Raw genomic sequence first — 16,198 nt, 5'->3', positions numbered from 1 at the left:
CACCCGTCCCCCAGGAGGCCGTCATCCACCGCACCGACCAGGCCGACCTCACCGCCGCCCTCCGAACCGGCCCCTTCCACCTCGCCCTGCGCACCGCCATCGCCACCCGCGGCCTCGCCCTCCACCGCATCCGACGCCACCTCGCCCTGCGCGGCGTCCACGTCGGCCTCACCAGCCTCAGCTACTGGCAACAAGGCCGCCGCCGCCCCGAACGCCCCGAATCCCTCCGCGCCGTCGCCGCCCTCGAAGACGTCCTCGACCTCCCCGAACACTCCCTCACCCGCCTGCTCGGCCCCCGCCGCGCCGCCGACACCACCCCCGCTGGCCCACCCGTACGCCCCTACCGCGACCTCATCTCCCCCGCCACCGCCGTCGACGACCTGCTCGCCACCATCGCCGGCCCCCGCGACACCGGCCTGCACACCATCACCCACATCGAACGCATCCGCCTCGGCCCCGACCGCCAACTCGCCCGCCGCGACTCCCAACACGCCCTCCGCGCCCACCGCGACGGCATCGACCGCTACCTCGCCCTCTACCAGGGCGACCCCGGCAGCGACATCACCCGCGTCGGCGTCCGCGCCGAAGAGAACTGCCGCCCCGGCCGCATCCGCCGCGACCAGACCCACCACCTGCTCGTCGCCGAACTCCTCCTCGACCGCCGCCTACGCGCCGGCGACACCCACCTCCTCGGCTACGGCTTCGACGACACCCCCTCCCCCGACCCCAGCTGCGAATACGTCCGCGGCTTCAACTCCGGCGCCGGCCAGTACGTCCTCCAGATCACCTTCCACCCCGCCGCCCTCCCCGTCCGCTGCCACCGCTTCGCCCTCCACTCCCCGGGCGAAGCCCCCTACGAGACAGAGGAACTGACCCTGGACGGCCACCACTGCGTCCACCTGGTCGCAACGGCACTGCGACCGTGCCTGCTGGGAATCAGGTGGGACTGGGAGTGACGGGGGCGACGTCAGTGCGACCAGTACGGGTCGTCGACCACATCGACCTTGGCGTCGAGCGATGTTCGGACGAGCGGGGGCACGGGCTTGTACTCATGGGCGGTCTGGTACAGCACCCCGATGGCCTCTGCCCTGAACGTCACCAGGTAGCTCGAGTCTTGCTGGGCCCTCGCGTAGAACGTCAGGAACGTCTCCCCACCCACGTCTCCCATACCCCGCAGGGCCTGAGTCTCATCGGCGGGGTCCGACCGATCGACCACCCGGCTCCCAAGTGCCTTCCAGGCTTGGGTCACCTGATCCATCAAGGTCGGCAGTTTTGCCCGCGAGACCGCGGTCCGCACGGTGACGATCTCGGTGACGGCCGAACCCATACTCCGCTCGCCGTCCCAGAGATCGTCCTCCCTCCGCACCTCGAACTCTGCCCCCGCATAGGTGAATGAAGGCGAAACTCCATCCATGGTGGCGCGCAGGGCATGGTCGATCCGGCCCTTCCCCTCGCCTGTCCCCACCCGGCCCGATCGATCGGCCAACGCCAATGGCCCGTACCCGTTGGCGAACAGCACCGCACCGAGGGCCACCGTGACGACGAACGACAGCACGATCGAGCCGATCACCTTCCAGCGGGTCGTCATCGGCCCTCCGTCAGGTGAACGTCGTCGGCCTTGCCCGTCACGATCGAGGCGATGTTGCCCAGCGAGGGGCCGCCGGTCTCCGGGGCCAGGTACTTGGTGTGCATCCCGAAGTCCTCCCAGCTCCACGACTTGCTCCAACCGTCGACGGTGAAGCGCTTGGCCCCGAAGGACTCGCTCGCGGGGTCTCTCCCGTACCAGAGGTCGTGCGGGTCGGCACCGACCAAGCCGCCGAAGGGCCAGGGCACCGTCGCGGCGTTCGCCGAGGGGATTTGGGTGACCGGGTCGTTGCCGGCCGCTCCCGCCCACACATGTCCGGCGGGCATCCCCAGGTCCGAGGCGTGTGTCACGCCGACACCGGGACTGCCGATGATCACCACGTCGTCCGGCAGCGTGTAGTTCCCCTGGTGGGCGGCCATCTTCGTGGCCTGCCCGACGAGGAGCGAGCCGTAACTGTGCCCCATCGAGGTGATGTGCGGGCCCTGGCCGCTCGTATTGGTCGCCCGGAGCCCGGTGACGAACCTCGCGTAATCGGGTGCACCCTTGACCGCCCGCTCGGGCGTGGCCGCTTTGATGTCGATGTCCGGCGGGTCGTAGCCGAGCCAGATGATGGAGGCCGCCGATCCACCGGGCTTGATCTTCTTGTTGGCCTCTCGCCAGACGTTCAACGCGTTTTCCGACTCGTTGGTGCCGGGCGTCGTGCCTGGCTTCGCCGCGCCGAGCGAATCGGGGGTGGTCGTGATCCCGGGCACGTAGGAGGAGATGTCGGTGGCGGTGTCGGGGTTTCCGAAGGACAGGATCGCGCGGCCTTGGCCTTCCGCTCCGACGCCGATCAGGTAGGTGGGTGGCCGACCGTCCTTCGCCTGGGAATCCTGGGCGAGGCGCTCTTGGATGGGCTTGAGCTTCTGGTATTCCGCCTCTTCTTCCTTCGTCCGGTTCCTGCCTTCGAGTTCCCTCATCCGCTTGTCCAGGTACGTCTGGTTGACCCGATCTCGCACCTCCACCGGGACCCCGTCCAGGTTTCCGATGTTCTCCGGGTGGTGGTCGATGTACCACTGCCGGCCCGCCGGGTCGAGGCCGTTCCACCAGTTGTTGACCTCCGTCGGGGGCGCCCCCACGGCGGGCATGTCCCTGAGGTAGGGGGAGCCCGGGCTGTTCGCGGCCTTCTGGTCGGCCTCGGCGACGGCGAGGGTCAGCCCCGACTTGCTGGTGGCGTGCTGGGTGAAGCCCTTGAGCAGCCCCGCCAGGGTCTGGTCGGCCGCACTCGCCTCCGTGATGGCGGCATTGATCCGCTTGGCGACGTCCTCGGCCGCCGTCTTCTGTTTCGTCTCCCAGGTGGCGTCCACGGGGCCGGTCGCCGGGGGCCAGCTCACCGTCCCGGTGTCGCTGACCGCCAGTCCCTTGGCGGTGGCGTCGACGAGGGCCTGCCGGAGTTTCGACTGGGCGAGCCCGAAGAGGTCCGCGTGGTCCCGTAGGGTCTGGCCGATGGCGGCCAGTTCGGTTTCGGCGGCGTGCAGTTGGCTGGTGGTGCCGTCCAGTGAGCGGAAGGCGGCGTCGGCCGCCGGGCCGGTCCAGCCGGATCCGTGGACCCGGTCGGCGGTACCGCTCTTCCAGTCGGCGGTGTGCTGCGTGTACGCCTTGTGCAGCGCGTCGTAGGCGTCCGCCGCCGTGTGCAGGTCCTCCGGCTTGGCGTTCTTCAGGCTCGCGAGATCGAGGCGGTTCTCTCCCGCTTGCCGATCCGTGTCAACCATGAGTGCACCCCCCAGTACTCGCCGCTACCATAGCCCACGACCGACATCGGACGTCCGGGGGGACATCGTGCCGAGCGACCCAGGATTCACCGTCAAACCGGGCGAGTTGACCGCGGCCGGGAACAGCGCGCTGGCCGTCGCCGGGAAAGTGCCCGACGAGACCGCGAAGTTGGCCGAGCCGAGCGCCAAGGCGGCCGGGAGTCTGGCGGGTTGGCAGAGCGGGGCGGCGTTGCGGGGGTGCGGTGCGGCCTGGAAGGCGCTGTTGGACGGCCTGGCCGGTGACATGAAGTCGGCCGGCGGCAATCTGCTGACCTGCGCGCAGACGTATGTGAACGCGGACCATCTGCCGGCACCCGTCGCGACTTCGGCCGCCGACCCCTTCAACACGAAGGTGGTCGGCGGCCGTCCGGTCGACTACGCGTGACTTCCGTCCTGCGTCGTGAAGTCCAGGGTCAGGCAGTCCTCGACCGGCCGGTAGCCGATCTGCTGGTAGATGGAGTTGCTGGTCGGGTTGGCGAGGTCGGTGTAGAGCAGGACCTCGGCCGCCCCTTGGGCGAGGGCGTGTGCGGAGGCGGCGGCGGTGACGGCGCTGGCGTAGCCGCGTCCGCGCTGGTCGGTCGGGGTGTAGACGGGGCCGATGCGGGACATGCCGGCGATCACCGGGCTGCTGCCGGCCAGGGCGACGGGGCGGCGGCCGTCCTCCCACAGGTGGAGGCCGCCGGTGGCGATCCGGTCGTCGACGGACTGGGGGATGTTGGGCAGGTCGACCCCGGCTTCGGCGAGGAACTCCTCGTACCAGCGGATCGCCAGTTCGCGGTCGGCCGGTGTGGCCGGTCGGTGGTGGCCGGCGGGCGGACGGGGCGGGTCGGTCAACTCGCCGAGCCGGTAGAGCCGTTCGTTGAAGCGGACGGACTGGTCGGCGCCGGTGGCGGCGGTCCAGGCCGCGGCGAAGGCCCGGACCGCGTCCGCACCTCCGCCGACGCCGGACACCTCGGTGAACTCGCTCCCGGCGGCGGCCAGTTCGACCGCCAGCTCGGCTGCCGCCGCCGGTGTGCAGGAGAGCCGGGGGCTGAACGGCGGCGTCTGGAGGAAGGCTCCTTCGACCGGGCCGCCGTCCACCGGGCGCCACCAGCCGAAGACCGGTGGCCGCTGCCCGAACACGTCCAGGCCGCGTTCGGCCAGCCGGTGGACGACCGTGAGCAGGACGGTGCTCTCGGCCGGGCGGGCGGCGAGGAATTCTTCCGCGTGGCGCCGGAAGTCGTCGAACGAGCTGCTCAAGGTCCAGGTCATGGCCCATTCTGGCCCGGCCGCGCCCCTCCCACCAGCGGATTATTCGACGACGACGCCCAGCCGCTCGCCGAGGACTGCCGGGTCGGTGGTCGGCGCTTCGCAGGCGAAGTGCCGGCAGACGTAGGCGGCGGGCGCTCCGCCGACCAGCGGCCGGTCCGCCAGCAGCGGCACCTCCGCACCGCCGTCCTCCACTGAACCGTCCGCCGAACCATCCGCCGGGCGAGCCGCCGGGCGCGCCGCCGAACCGTCCGCCAGACCCGCCGGCGAGCCCACCGCGACGACCGCCCCGGGCGCGGTGCCGAGCAGCGCGGCCCGGCGCAGTGCGGCGGTGGCCGGGTCGTCGGCCGGGCCGACGACGGCGACTTCACGCGGCCCGTCGAGCAGCGCCTCGGCGACGGCGAGGCCCCAGCCGATGAACCGGGGGGCCCGGGACGCGAGCGAGCCGACGATGCCGAGGGCCCGTTCGGCGGCCGTCCGGTGCCGGTCGGAGCCGGTGTAGGCGGCGTAGGTGAGCAGGGCGCCGGCGGCGGCGGTCCAGCCGGACGGGGTGGCGTTGTCGGTGGGGTCCTGGGGGCGCCGGATGAGTTCCTCGGCGTCGTCGGCGGTGTCGTAGAGCGCGCCGGAGGCCTCGTCGGTGAAGTGCTTGAGCACGGTGTCGAGGAGTCCGCCGGCCAGTTGCAGCCAGGCGGCGTCGCCGGTGACGGCGTACAGGGCCAGGAAGCCCTCGGCGGTGTCGGCGTAGTCCTCCAGGACGCCCGCGTTGGTGCCGGCCCGGCCGTCGCGGGAGGTGCGCAGCAGTCGACCGTCGGGGGTGAGGTGGACGGCGAGCAGCAGGTCGGCGGCACGTTCGGCGGCCTCGACGAGGTCGGGGCGCTCCAGGAGGGCGCCCGTCTCGGCGAGGGCGGCGATGGCGAGGCCGTTCCAGGCGGCGACGACCTTGTCGTCGCGGGCGGGGGCGGGCCGCCGGGTGCGGGCTTCGAAGAGCCGGGCGCGGATGGTCTCGTACTCGGCGAAGTCCTCGGGATCGGCGAGGAGTTGGAGGACGGAAGCGCCGTGTTCGAAGGTGCCGCCGGCGGTGACGGTGAACAGCCGGGCGGCGGTGGCCGCGTCGGCGGGGCCGAGCAGGTCGACCAACTGGCCTGGCTCCCACACGTAGTAGGCGCCTTCGGTGGACTTCCCGGTCTCCTCGTCGAGGCTGTCGGCGTCCAGCGCGGATGCGAACGCGCCTTCGGGGGTGCGCAGTTCGCGCAGCAGGAAGTCGGCGGTGGTCAGCGCGGTCCGGCGGGCCAGCGGGGAGCCGGTGGACCGCCACAGGTGCAGGTAGGCGCGCAGCAGCAGGGCGTTGTCGTACAGCATCTTCTCGAAGTGCGGCACGACCCAGCCGGCGTCGACCGCGTACCGGGCGAAGCCGCCGCCGAGTTGGTCGTGGATGCCGCCGCGGGCCATCGCCTCGCCGGTGCGGACGGCCATCTCCAGGGCCGCCTCGGAGCCGGTGCGGGCGTGGTGGCGCAGCAGGAACTCGACGACCATGGCCGGCGGGAACTTGGGCGCGCCCCCGAAGCCGCCGTGCCGGTCGTCGAACTCCCGACTGAGGGCGACCAGCGCCTGGTGCAGATCGGCACCGGCGGGCGGGTGGTGGGCACCGGCCGAGTAGACGGCGGCACGCTCGGCGAGGTCGGCCCGGATCCGCCCGGCGACCTCCGCGACCTCCTGCCGCCGGCCCCGCCAGGCGGCGTCGACGCCTTCCAGCACCTGCCGGAAGGACGGCATCCCGTGCCGGGGCTCGGGCGGGAAGTAGGTGCCGAAGTAGAACGGCTCCTTGTCGGGCGTGAGGAACACCGTCATCGGCCAGCCGCCCTGCCCGGTGGCGGCCTGCACGGCCTCCATGTAGACGGCGTCGACGTCGGGCCGCTCCTCCCGGTCCACCTTGACGGCGACGAACCGCTCGTTCAGGTACCCGGCGACCCCGGCATCCTCGAAGCTCTCGTGGGCCATCACGTGACACCAGTGGCACGCCGCGTACCCCACACTCAGCAGCACCGGCACCCCCCGCCGCTCAGCCTCGGCGAACGCCTCCGGCCCCCAGGGCCACCAGTCGACCGGGTTCTCGGCATGCTGCAGCAGGTACGGCGAGGTCGCGTCCGCGAGACGGTTCGGCATGCCCCCATCCTCGCGCATCGGGGGCCGGGCGCCGGGACGCCGGCTGCGGCGAGCCGGGCCCCGCGCGCGCCCGCGCGCTACTCCTTGGGGGCTTCCGGCTCCTCCGCGAAGTCGACCTTCTTGAACTGCCGGTTCATGGACTTGGCCAGGAACCAGGTGGCCACGCCGAGGGCGGCGAAGACGACGAAGCCGAGGAGTCCGGGGGTGACCTTGGCGTCGTCGACGGCGAGGTCGGCGGCGAGGTTGACGAGGTTCACGGGGGCGCTCATATCTCTATGGTGGCCCGGCTCACGGGGAGCCGGGCCATCGGGGGGTGGTTCAGTCGCGCGTGTCGGCGGCCTCGACGGCCAGGGTGGGGGTGCGCAGGCCGGCGAACAGGTCGTCCTCCGGCAGGTCCACGTCGATCAGGGTACGGGCGAGTTCGTAGTCCTCGGTGGGCCAGACCTCGCGCTGGACGTCCAGCGGGACGCGGAACCACGGCCCGTCGGGGTCGATCTGGGTGGCGTGGGCGATCAGGGCGCGGTCGCGGGTCTCGAACCAGTCGCCGCAGCTCACCCGGGTGGTGATCTCGCGCTCCTGGCGGCCGCTCTTCTCCCAGCCCGCGATCCACTCGCCGTACGGCGAGTCGTGGCCGTGCTCGGTGAGGTACTGGTGCAGGGCGCGGATGCGGCCCATCGGGAAGCCGTGGTTGTAGTAGACCTTCAGCGGCTGCCAGGGCTCGCCGGCCTCCGGGTAGGCGTCCGGGTCGCCGGCGGCGTCGAAGGCCAGCATGGTGATCTTGTGGGTCATGATGTGGTCGGGGTGCGGGTAGCCGCCGTTCTCGTCGTAGGTCGTGATGACCTGCGGCTTGAACTCCCGGATCAGCCGGACCAGCGGTTCGGCCGCCTCCTTCACGTCCTCCAGGGCGAAGCAGCCCTCGGGCAGCGGGGGCAGCGGGTCGCCCTCGGGCAGGCCGGAGTCGACGAAGCCGAGCCAGGCCTGCTTGACGCCCAGGATCGCCCGGGCCTCGTCCATCTCCTTGCGGCGCACCTCGTGGATGTTCTCCTCGATGTACGGGTCCCCCTGGAGCTTGGGGTTGAGAACCGACCCGCGTTCGCCCCCGGTGCAGGTGGCCACGAGCACGTCCACTCCCTGCTCGACGTACATGGCCATGGTGGCCGCGCCCTTGCTGGACTCGTCGTCCGGGTGGGCGTGCACCGCCATCAGTCGCAACTGCTCAGTCAACGCCTTGCGTTCCTTCCACATATCGGGCGTTCCGCGAAGTCCGGTCCGCCCACCGTACGAGCCGCTCACGTCGGGGCCGCGTCGCCGCGGGACCGGCCGCGGACGTACCCCGGCCCGGTCGAGCCCCGCCCCCGCCGGACCGGCCGCGGGCGTGCCCCTCCTATAGTGACGGACTGGAGGAGCGTCGCATTCCCCCGCACCACCCGCGCGGCCCCTCCCGTCAGGAGAGGACTGGGTCCAATGAACGCGAGCACCACCACCCCGCAGCTGCCCGAGGGGCGCTACGGCCGGCGCGGCGACCGCGATTCGGACCGCCGCCTGAAGGTGGCCGGCGCGGTCTGCGGCGTGCTGGGCCTGGGCCTGGTGGCCTGGCTGGGCGGCTCCTACCTGCTGCGCGAGACCACGATCAACGGCTCGGTGCCGACCTTCCAGGCGGTCTCGGACTCCGAGGTCGAGCTGCACCTGGCGGTGCGCAAGAGCGGCGGGACGGCCGGCAGCTGCACGGTCCGCTCGCAGGGGTCGGACGGCTCGGTGGTCGGGGTGGCCGACTTCCCGGTGCCGGCCGGCGGCTCCAGCTACGACGCCGTGGTCACGCTGCGGACCACCGCCCGCGGCACCACCGCCGAACTGCTGGGCTGCACGCCGGCGAAGAAGTAAGCCCGCGAAGAGGTAGGCCCGCGAAGAAGCGCGAAGAAGTAGGCCCGGCCGCCTCCGCAGGGAGTCCGTCCGGCCGCCTGCGCAGGAGGCCCGCCCGCCGAGTCGCACCGGCACCGCGCCCCGCTCACCGGTACTCTGCCGGGCACCACCGGTACTCTGCCGGACACCGGCGCATAACCGATCGGGAGAACGGGCATCCGTAGGAAGTCCCGCACCCGGCCCGGCACGCACCACCGCCGTACACCGTGGCGCATTCGCTGTACACCGTGGCGCAACGCCGACGTCAATGGCGCGCCAACGACCCTTCTGCTTGTCGGCAGGACTTGTTAGGCTCGTGGTTTCGCCCCTTCCGCACCGGATGGTACGGGAGCGGGCGTTGCTTTGTAGTTACGACCGATATCACCACCAACCCTGCTGACGACTCACACCCGCAGCACAGCCCCAGCACCTACGAGGAGCACCCGTGACCCAGACCAGTGAGAACGTGACCTGGCTCACTCAGGCCGGCTACGACCAGCTGAAGGCCGAGCTGGATCACCTGACCGGGCCCTGGCGCATCGAGATCGCCCAGAAGATCGAGGCGGCGCGCGAGGAGGGGGACCTCAAGGAGAACGCCGGCTATCACGCGGCCAAGGAGGAGCAGGGCAAGTACGAGCTGCGCATCCGCCAGCTGACCCAGCTGCTGGAGCGCGCCAAGGTCGGCGAGGCGCCGGCCGACTCGGGTGTGGTGGCCCCGGGCATGGTCGTCACGGTCGCCTTCGACGGCGACGAGGACGACACCATGGAGTTCCTGCTCGCCTCGCGCGAGGTCGCCGGCTCCGACACCATGGACGTCTACTCGCCGCAGTCGCCGCTGGGCCGCGCGATCGACGGCAAGCAGATCGGCGACGAGGCGACCTACGAGCTGCCGAACGGCAAGCCCGCCATGGTGAAGATCGTCAAGGTCGTGCCGCACGCCGGCTGACCAAGCCTGATCCGGTCTGATCCGGCCTGACCAGACCTGACCGACCGACGAGGGCGGCCGCGGAGTCCACGGACTCTGCGGCCGCCCTCGCGGCGTACTTGGCGCGGTTCAGCCCACGGCCGAGCGGTACTTGCGCACCGACAGCCAGGAGAACACCGCGGTGATCAGCACCGACCACAGCACCGACACCAGCGCGGCGTGCTGCATCGGCCAGGTGGCGTCCACCGGGCCGACCTGGTTGCCGAACAGGTCCCGGCAGGCCTGCACGGTGGCGCTGAACGGGTTCCAGTACGCGACCGTCTGCAGCCAGCCCGGCATCGAGCTGACCGGCACGAAGGCGTTGGAGACGAAGGTCAGCGGGAACAGCCAGATCAGGCCGGCCGAGGTGGCCGCCTCGGGGCTGCGCACCGAGAGGCCGATCAGCGCGCCGATCCAGGAGAACGCGTAGCCGAGCAGGAGCAGCAGGCCGAAGGCGCCGAGCGCGTTGAGCACGCCGTCGTGGATCCGCCAGCCGACCAGCAGCGCGACCAGGGCCAGCACGATCACGGTGAACGCGGTCTGGCACAGGTCGGCGAGGGTGCGGCCGACCAGCACCGCCGAGCGGGCCATCGGCAGCGAGCGGAAGCGGTCCACCAGGCCCTTGGTCATGTCCTCCGCGATCCCGGCGGAGGCGCCGGCGACGGCGAAGGTGACGGTCTGGGCGAAGATGCCGGCCATCAGGAACTGGATGTACGAGTCGGAGCTGGAGCTCGCCCCGGGGATCTTGATCGCCCCGCCCATCACGTACGAGAACAGCAGCACGAACATGACCGGCTGCATCAGCCCGAAGACCACGATCTCGGGGATCCTGGTCATCCGGCGCAGGTTGCGCTTGGCGACCACCCAGGAGTCGTGCAGGGTGGCGGCGATGCCGCGGCGCTGCCTGGGCATCGCCTCGCCGATGGCGTGCTCGGTGGCGGTGCTCATCTCAGCGCTCCGTTCCGGCCGCGACGGCCTGCTTGTCCGGTCCCTGGCCGTCGGAGCCGTCCGACCCCTCGGCGGACGGCCCCTCGGCGGGCGGCCCCTCGGCGGACGGCCCGCCCTTGCCCCGGCCGCCCCGGCCGCGGCCGCCGGAGCCGTTCTCCTCCTCCACCGTCTCGGCGACGTGGCCGGTGAGGGTGAGGAACACGTCGTCCAGGGTCGGGCGGCGCAGGCCGATGTCGTCGATCTCGATGCCGCGGGCGTCGAGTTCGCGGATGACGTCGGCGAGCACCCGGGCGCCGCCGCTGACCGGCACGGTGATCCGGCGGGTGTTCTTCTCCACCGCCGGCTCGCCCAGCGCGTACCCGGACAGCGCCGCGACCGCGTCGGCGACCAGGCCCGGCTCGTGCACCACGACCTCTATCCGCTCGCCGCCGATCTGGGCCTTGAGCTGGTCGGCGGTGCCGCGGGCGATCACCCGGCCGTGGTCGACGACGGCGATGTCGTGCGCCAGCCGGTCGGCCTCCTCCAGGTACTGGGTGGTGAGCAGCAGCGTGGTGCCCTGCTCGACCAGGGTCTCGATGACCTCCCAGAGCGCGAGCCGGTTGCGCGGGTCGAGGCCGGTGGTCGGCTCGTCGAGGAACATCACCGGCGGCCGGACGACCAGCGCGGCGGCGAGGTCGAGACGGCGGCGCATGCCGCCGGAGTAGGTCTTGGCGGTGCGGTCCTTGGCCTCGGTGAGGTTGAACCACTCCAGCAGCTCCAGCGCCCTCACCTTCGCCTGACGGGCGCTCATCTGGTAGAGCTCGCCGACCATCTGGAGGTTCTCGAAGCCGGTGAGGTACTCGTCGACCGCCGCGTACTGGCCGGACAGGCCGATCAAGCTGCGGACCTTGTTGGGGTGCTTGAGCACGTCGACGCCGGCGACCACCGCGCGGCCCGAGTCGGGGCGCAGCAGGGTGGTGAGGACCCGCACGGTGGTGGTCTTGCCGGCGCCGTTCGGGCCGAGCAGCCCGAGCACCGTGCCCTCGGGGACGTCGAGGCTGACGCCGTCCAGGGCTCGTACGTCGCCGAAGGTCTTGACCAGGTTCTCGGCTTGGATGGCTGGCGCCATGGCCTGCCTCATCTCCTCGGACGAATATGGGCGATCTGTCACACTCTGCCCCTTTTTCGGGCATGCGGGCGACTCGGTTTTCGCCTACCACGGCACAGAACGCGATGTATCGCGAGTCTGGCAGCACGCGATATATCGCGTCAAGGCATAGGGCTCCGCCATCGTGACAGGGACCACTGACATCCACCGAGATCCGCCGAGATCCACCGAGGCCCGCCCCGCACCGTCCGGCGCCCGAGACACCCGGCCCCCCCAAGCGCCTGAGGCGCCCTCCGAACTCAGCTGGAAACGACGTACCCCGCGTCCCGCAGCTCGCCGACCACGGCCGCGCAGTGCTCCGGCCCCTTGGTCTCCAGGTGCAGGTCCACCTCGACCTCGGTCAGCCCCAGCCGCGGGTCGATCCGCACGTGCGCGACGTCCAGCACGTTGGCGTCCAGCCTGGTCAGCACCCCCAGCAGGTCGGCCAGCGAGCCCGGCTTGTCCGCCAGCCGCACCCGCAGCGACAGGTACCGGCCGGCCGCCGCCAGCCCGTGCCGCAGCACCCGCTGCATCAGCTGCGGGTCGATGTTGCCGCCGGACAGCACGGCCACCACCGGCCCCTCGAAGGAGTCCGGCTGCTCCAGCAGCGCCGCGATCGGGGCCGCCCCGGCCGGTTCGACCACCAGTTTCAGCCGCTCCAGGCCGAGCAGCAGGGCCCGCGACAGCGCGTCCTCGGAGACCGTCCGGACGCCGTCCGCCAGCGAGTTGATCACCTCGAACGGGATGTCCCCGGGCCGGCCGACCATGATCCCGTCGGCCATCGTGGCGTAGTGCTCCAGTGACACCGGCCGCCCGGCCGCCAGCGAGGGCGGGTACGCGGCCGCGCCCGCCGCCTGCACCCCCACCACCCGGACGTCCGGCCGCAGCGGCTTGACCGCCGCCGCGATCCCGGCCAGCAGGCCGCCGCCGCCCACCCCGACCAGGATGGTCCGCACCTCGGGGCACTGCTCCAGGATCTCCAGTCCGACGGTGGCCTGGCCGGTGACCACGTCCCAGTGGTCGAAGGGGTGGATGAACACCGCGCCGGTCGCCTCCGAGTACCGCTGCGCGGCCTGCAACGCCTCGTCCACCGTGGCGCCGTGCAGCCGCACCTGCGCGCCGTACTCCCGGGTCGCCGCGACCTTGGGCAGCGGCGCCGCGACCGGCATGAACACGGTCGAGTGCACCCCCAGCAGCGCGGCCGCCAGCGCCACCCCCTGCGCATGGTTGCCCGCGCTCGCCGCCACCACCCCGCCGGCCCGCTGCACCGGCGAGAGCCCGGCGATCCGCACGTACGCGCCGCGCAGCTTGAACGAACCGGTGCGCTGGAGGTTCTCGCACTTCAGGTGGACCGGCGCGCCGATCAGCCCGGACAGGTACCGGCTGCCCTCCATCGGCGTCACCCGGGCGATTCCGGCGAGCATCTTCTGGGCGCCGCGGACGTCGTCGAGGGTGACCGGCCAGTTGTGCATAACGCCAGCCTACGGTGGTCGACACCGGCAATCCGGGACGTCGGGGCTGTTCCCGGGCCCGCTCCGCCCGCGTACGCTGCTGCTTCTGAGCCTCCCTCACCGCACGACGATCGTGAGCCGCGATGACGACGACCTCGCCCCAGGCCACCGACCGCACCGACCCCGTGCACGCCCGACTCCAGTACCAGCTGGCGGTGTTCGCCCGCCGGATGGACCAGGTCCGGACCACCGGCGGCGGTCTCGGCGCGCTGGACCGGGCCGCCTACCTGCTGCTCGACCGCCTGGAGCGGCACGGGCCCGCCAACGTCAAGGCGCTGGCCGAGTCGCTCGGCGTCGACTCCTCCACGGTGACCCGGCAGGTCGCCCCGCTGGTCGCGGGCGGGCTGGTCGGCCGGGTCCAGGACCCGGCCGACCGCCGCGCCGTACGCCTCGCGCTGACCCCGGTCGGCTCCGGCCGACTGGCCGAAGTCCGCGACGGGCGGGCCGAGTTGACCCGCCGCCTGACGGCCGACTGGCCGCCCGAGGAGCAGCAGGCGTTCTGCGCCCTGCTGGCCCGCTTCAACCACGCGATGGAGTCGTACACGGCGGACCAGCAGGGCCAGTGACCGCCGACGGCCGGAGGCCGTCCCTCGCGCCCGGACCGATCGGCCGTCGACACACAGCCGAACGGGTGCATTAACACGATTTTCAGATGACAACACCAGTGAGTCGCGATGCTCGGCCCTCCAGCCCGGAACACTCCGAGGGCCCCATTGGGTCCACATGGTGAGAGGACTGAGGTGAAGCCCAGTCAGAACCCGGTGACCACCGTCACCTGGAGACGCCGACTCGGCAGGACGGTGGGTTCCGTCCTGGCCCTGACGCTCGTGCCCTTCGGCATGTCACTCGTCGCACCACCGGCCGCGTACGCGGCCGGTCTCCCGGGCGGCCTCGGGCCGTGCCTGGGTGCGGACTGTCCCGCGACGTTCCCCCCGGTCAACAACGGTCCCTTCGCAGGCCGCGACGCCGGAATCAACATCTTCGTCGGCGGCGACTTCAACGTCGGCGGTTCCGCCGCGGAGGCCGAGGGGCACGTGGTGACCCTCGGCAACTTCGACCTGAACAAAGCCCCGGGAGCCAGCTCCGTCTACAACATCGGCATCGTCGGCGTCGGCTCACGGGTCCCCCCGCCGGACGGCGCCGACTTCCTCACCGCCGGAGGCAACGTCACGGTGGCCCCGGGGCAGAGGCTCCTGGCGGAGGGCGGCGTCGTCCGCTACGCGGGCACGGCCACGGGCACCATCGTCGGTACGAAGGTCCAGGAAGCGCAGGCCGTAGCCGCCTACACGCCACTGCGCGGCCAGCTGCAGACGGCGAGCGAGTGCTACGCCGGGGTCGGCACACCCCGCCCCGCCACCGGAACCGCGGTCAACCAGGGGTTCCAGACCCTGTTCACCGGTGACGGCACCTCCGCACTCCAGGTCTTCAACGTCGACTTCGACATCGCCGGGAACGGAGGCTCCACCCAGGGCATCGCGTTCGCCGGCATCCCCGCGAACGCGACGGTACTCGTCAACCTCGTGGGCGGCGCCCGCACCATCAACACCTACAGCGGGAGCCTCCAGGACACCGATCCCTGGAACCGGCTGCGCGAGCGCCTCCTGTGGAACTTCCCCGCCGCGACGTCCGTCACGCTCAAGGGATCGGGGCAGTTCCAGGGCAGTGTGCTGGTCGGCAACCCGGCCAGCACCGCCACCATGAGCCTGCCCGGTCTGAACGGACGGTTCTTCACCACCGGTTCGCTGCTGCAGAACTCCGGCTCGGGGATGACCGGGACCGAGTTCCACGCCTACCCCTTCAACGGCGATCTTCCGGCGTGCGGAAGTCCCACTCCCACCGCCTCGACCAGCGTGACGAAGGTCGACTCCGTCACGGGGCAGCCCCTGGCGGGAGCCACCTTCCAGCTGTGGCGTGAGACCAACGGCGTCCCCGGCCTCCAGACCTCGGGGGCCACCCCGGACACCGAGGTGGGCGCCCCCTGCACCACCGGGGCGAACGGCGTCTGCTCCACGGCCGGCCTCCCGCTCGGCACCTACTACTGGCAGGAGACCGCCGCACCCCCCGGTTACGACCTGCCGCCGCCCGCGGTGACGACCGTGGTCCTCGACACGAACGGGCAGAACGTCCCGGTCACCGTCCAGGACACCAAATCCCCGATCGTCGAGACCGGGTCCACCAGCGTGACCAAGGTCGACTCCGCCACCGGGCAACCGCTGGCCGGCGCGACCTTCCAGCTGTGGCACGAGACCAACGGCGTCCCCGGCCTCCAAACCACCGGAACCAACCCCGACACCCCCGTCGGCTCCCCCTGCACCACCGGAGCGAACGGCACCTGCTCCACGGCCGGCCTCCCCCTCGGCACCTACTACTGGCAGGAAACCGCCGCACCCCCCGGCTACGAACTGCCGGAACTCAACGTCACCACCGTCGTCCTCAACACCAACGGACAGAACGTCCCGATCACCGTCCAGGACACCAAAGCCACCGCCCCGACCGCGTCCACCAGCGTGACCAAGGTCGACTCCGCCACCGGACAACCCCTGGCCGGCGCCACCTTCCAGCTCTGGCACGAGACCAACGGCACCCCCGGCCTCCAAACCACCGGAACCAACCCCGACACCCCCGTCGGATCCCCCTGCACCACCGGAGCGAACGGCACCTGCTCCGCAACCGGCCTCCCGCTGGGCACCTACTACTGGCAAGAAGTATCGGCACCCAACGGCTACGACCTGCCGGAACTCAACGTCACCACCGTCGTCCTCGACACCAACGGACAGAACGTCCCGATCACCGTCCAGGACACCAAGACCATCGCCCCGACCGGCTCCACCACGGTCACCAAGGCCGACTCCGCCACCGGACAACCACTGGCCGGCGCCACCTTCCAGCTCTGGCACGAGACCAACGGCACCCCCGGCCTCCAAACCACCGGAACCAACCCCGACACCCCCGTCGGATCCCCCT

At 71.7% G+C, this 16,198-nt stretch carries 15 protein-coding genes; 6 read left to right on the top strand and 9 right to left on the bottom strand.

What is annotated here, in order from left to right; genetic code table 11:
• Positions 1-23: 23 nt before the first annotated feature.
• On the top strand, positions 24-956 hold the full coding sequence (locus ACFWPI_RS18790) for a hypothetical protein (protein WP_380377427.1): 933 nt from the start codon (positions 24-26) through the stop codon (positions 954-956).
• A gap of 11 nt (positions 957-967) precedes the next feature.
• On the opposite strand, the gene ACFWPI_RS18785 is transcribed toward ACFWPI_RS18790, so the two are convergent.
• Positions 968-1,588, bottom strand: a complete 621-nt coding sequence (locus ACFWPI_RS18785; RefSeq protein WP_380377417.1) for a hypothetical protein — start codon at positions 1,586-1,588, stop codon at positions 968-970.
• Positions 1,585-3,336: an alpha/beta hydrolase gene (locus ACFWPI_RS18780; RefSeq protein ID WP_380377415.1), complete on the bottom strand. Its 1,752-nt coding sequence runs from the start codon at positions 3,334-3,336 to the stop codon at positions 1,585-1,587. Before ACFWPI_RS18780 ends, ACFWPI_RS18785 begins: the two co-directional genes overlap by 4 nt.
• Positions 3,337-3,403: 67 nt before the next feature.
• Between ACFWPI_RS18780 and ACFWPI_RS18775 the strand changes: the two genes are divergently transcribed.
• A complete protein-coding gene (locus tag ACFWPI_RS18775) occupies positions 3,404-3,760 on the top strand; it encodes a hypothetical protein (protein ID WP_380377413.1) in 357 nt (118 codons plus the stop codon).
• On the opposite strand, the gene ACFWPI_RS18770 is transcribed toward ACFWPI_RS18775, so the two are convergent.
• From ACFWPI_RS18770 to mca, 4 genes are all read right to left on the bottom strand, one after another.
• A complete protein-coding gene (locus ACFWPI_RS18770) occupies positions 3,751-4,626 on the bottom strand; it encodes a GNAT family N-acetyltransferase (RefSeq protein WP_380377411.1) in 876 nt (291 codons plus the stop codon). The genes ACFWPI_RS18775 and ACFWPI_RS18770 overlap by 10 nt on opposite strands.
• Before the next feature lie 39 nt (positions 4,627-4,665).
• Positions 4,666-6,786, bottom strand: coding sequence for a thioredoxin domain-containing protein (locus ACFWPI_RS18765; protein ID WP_380377409.1), 2,121 nt, complete (start codon positions 6,784-6,786; stop codon positions 4,666-4,668).
• A gap of 77 nt (positions 6,787-6,863) precedes the next feature.
• Entirely contained in the window at positions 6,864-7,055 is a 192-nt protein-coding gene (locus ACFWPI_RS18760; RefSeq protein WP_063348010.1) for a hypothetical protein, read from the bottom strand.
• A 49-nt stretch (positions 7,056-7,104) separates the two neighbouring features.
• Entirely contained in the window at positions 7,105-8,010 is a 906-nt protein-coding gene (mca, locus tag ACFWPI_RS18755) for a mycothiol conjugate amidase Mca (protein WP_063351176.1), read from the bottom strand.
• Positions 8,011-8,250: 240 nt separating this feature from the next.
• Here mca and ACFWPI_RS18750 point away from each other — a divergent pair, with 240 nt between their 5' ends.
• Positions 8,251-8,667, top strand: a complete 417-nt coding sequence (locus tag ACFWPI_RS18750) for a DUF4307 domain-containing protein (RefSeq protein ID WP_063348011.1) — start codon at positions 8,251-8,253, stop codon at positions 8,665-8,667.
• Between the two features lie 463 nt (positions 8,668-9,130).
• Complete coding sequence (greA, locus tag ACFWPI_RS18745; RefSeq protein WP_063348012.1) at positions 9,131-9,631, top strand: transcription elongation factor GreA; 501 nt, start codon at positions 9,131-9,133, stop codon at positions 9,629-9,631.
• Positions 9,632-9,739: 108 nt separating this feature from the next.
• On the opposite strand, the gene ACFWPI_RS18740 is transcribed toward greA, so the two are convergent.
• The 3 genes from ACFWPI_RS18740 to ilvA all read right to left on the bottom strand — a co-directional run bounded on the left by ACFWPI_RS18740 (position 9,740) and on the right by ilvA (position 13,195).
• Entirely contained in the window at positions 9,740-10,597 is an 858-nt protein-coding gene (locus ACFWPI_RS18740; protein WP_063348013.1) for an ABC transporter permease, read from the bottom strand.
• Between the two features lies 1 nt (position 10,598).
• Complete coding sequence (locus ACFWPI_RS18735; protein WP_380377407.1) at positions 10,599-11,705, bottom strand: ATP-binding cassette domain-containing protein; 1,107 nt, start codon at positions 11,703-11,705, stop codon at positions 10,599-10,601.
• A 278-nt stretch (positions 11,706-11,983) separates the two neighbouring features.
• Complete coding sequence (gene ilvA, locus ACFWPI_RS18730) at positions 11,984-13,195, bottom strand: threonine ammonia-lyase (RefSeq protein WP_063348014.1); 1,212 nt, start codon at positions 13,193-13,195, stop codon at positions 11,984-11,986.
• A 122-nt stretch (positions 13,196-13,317) separates the two neighbouring features.
• Here ilvA and ACFWPI_RS18725 point away from each other — a divergent pair, with 122 nt between their 5' ends.
• Together ACFWPI_RS18725 and ACFWPI_RS18720 are read left to right on the top strand one after the other, a co-directional pair.
• On the top strand, positions 13,318-13,800 hold the full coding sequence (locus tag ACFWPI_RS18725; RefSeq protein WP_063348015.1) for a MarR family winged helix-turn-helix transcriptional regulator: 483 nt from the start codon (positions 13,318-13,320) through the stop codon (positions 13,798-13,800).
• A gap of 174 nt (positions 13,801-13,974) precedes the next feature.
• A partial coding sequence (locus ACFWPI_RS18720; protein ID WP_380424921.1) for a SpaA isopeptide-forming pilin-related protein occupies positions 13,975-16,198 on the top strand: 2,224 nt, incomplete at its 3' end.

Source organism: Kitasatospora sp. NPDC058492 (genome assembly GCF_042720685.1).
Lineage (GTDB): Bacteria > Actinomycetota > Actinomycetes > Streptomycetales > Streptomycetaceae > Kitasatospora.
The sequence above is the reverse complement of the archived record's forward strand: the minus strand, read 5'-3'. Positions and strand labels throughout refer to the sequence as shown.

Bases quoted from the DNA above. Each gene is read 5' to 3' on its own strand.
- ACFWPI_RS18785 (WP_380377417.1), bottom strand. From the start codon at position 1,588: ATGACGACCCGCTGGAAGGTGATCGGCTCGATCGTGCTGTCGTTCGTC.
- ACFWPI_RS18780 (WP_380377415.1), bottom strand. From the start codon at position 3,336: ATGGTTGACACGGATCGGCAAGCGGGAGAGAACCGCCTCGATCTCGCG.
- ACFWPI_RS18770 (WP_380377411.1), bottom strand. From the start codon at position 4,626: ATGACCTGGACCTTGAGCAGCTCGTTCGACGACTTCCGGCGCCACGCG.
- ACFWPI_RS18765 (WP_380377409.1), bottom strand. From the start codon at position 6,786: ATGCCGAACCGTCTCGCGGACGCGACCTCGCCGTACCTGCTGCAGCAT.
- ACFWPI_RS18760 (WP_063348010.1), bottom strand. From the start codon at position 7,055: ATGAGCGCCCCCGTGAACCTCGTCAACCTCGCCGCCGACCTCGCCGTC.
- ACFWPI_RS18750 (WP_063348011.1), top strand. From the start codon at position 8,251: ATGAACGCGAGCACCACCACCCCGCAGCTGCCCGAGGGGCGCTACGGC.
- ACFWPI_RS18740 (WP_063348013.1), bottom strand. From the start codon at position 10,597: ATGAGCACCGCCACCGAGCACGCCATCGGCGAGGCGATGCCCAGGCAG.
- ACFWPI_RS18735 (WP_380377407.1), bottom strand. From the start codon at position 11,705: ATGGCGCCAGCCATCCAAGCCGAGAACCTGGTCAAGACCTTCGGCGAC.
- ilvA (WP_063348014.1), bottom strand. From the start codon at position 13,195: ATGCACAACTGGCCGGTCACCCTCGACGACGTCCGCGGCGCCCAGAAG.
- ACFWPI_RS18725 (WP_063348015.1), top strand. From the start codon at position 13,318: ATGACGACGACCTCGCCCCAGGCCACCGACCGCACCGACCCCGTGCAC.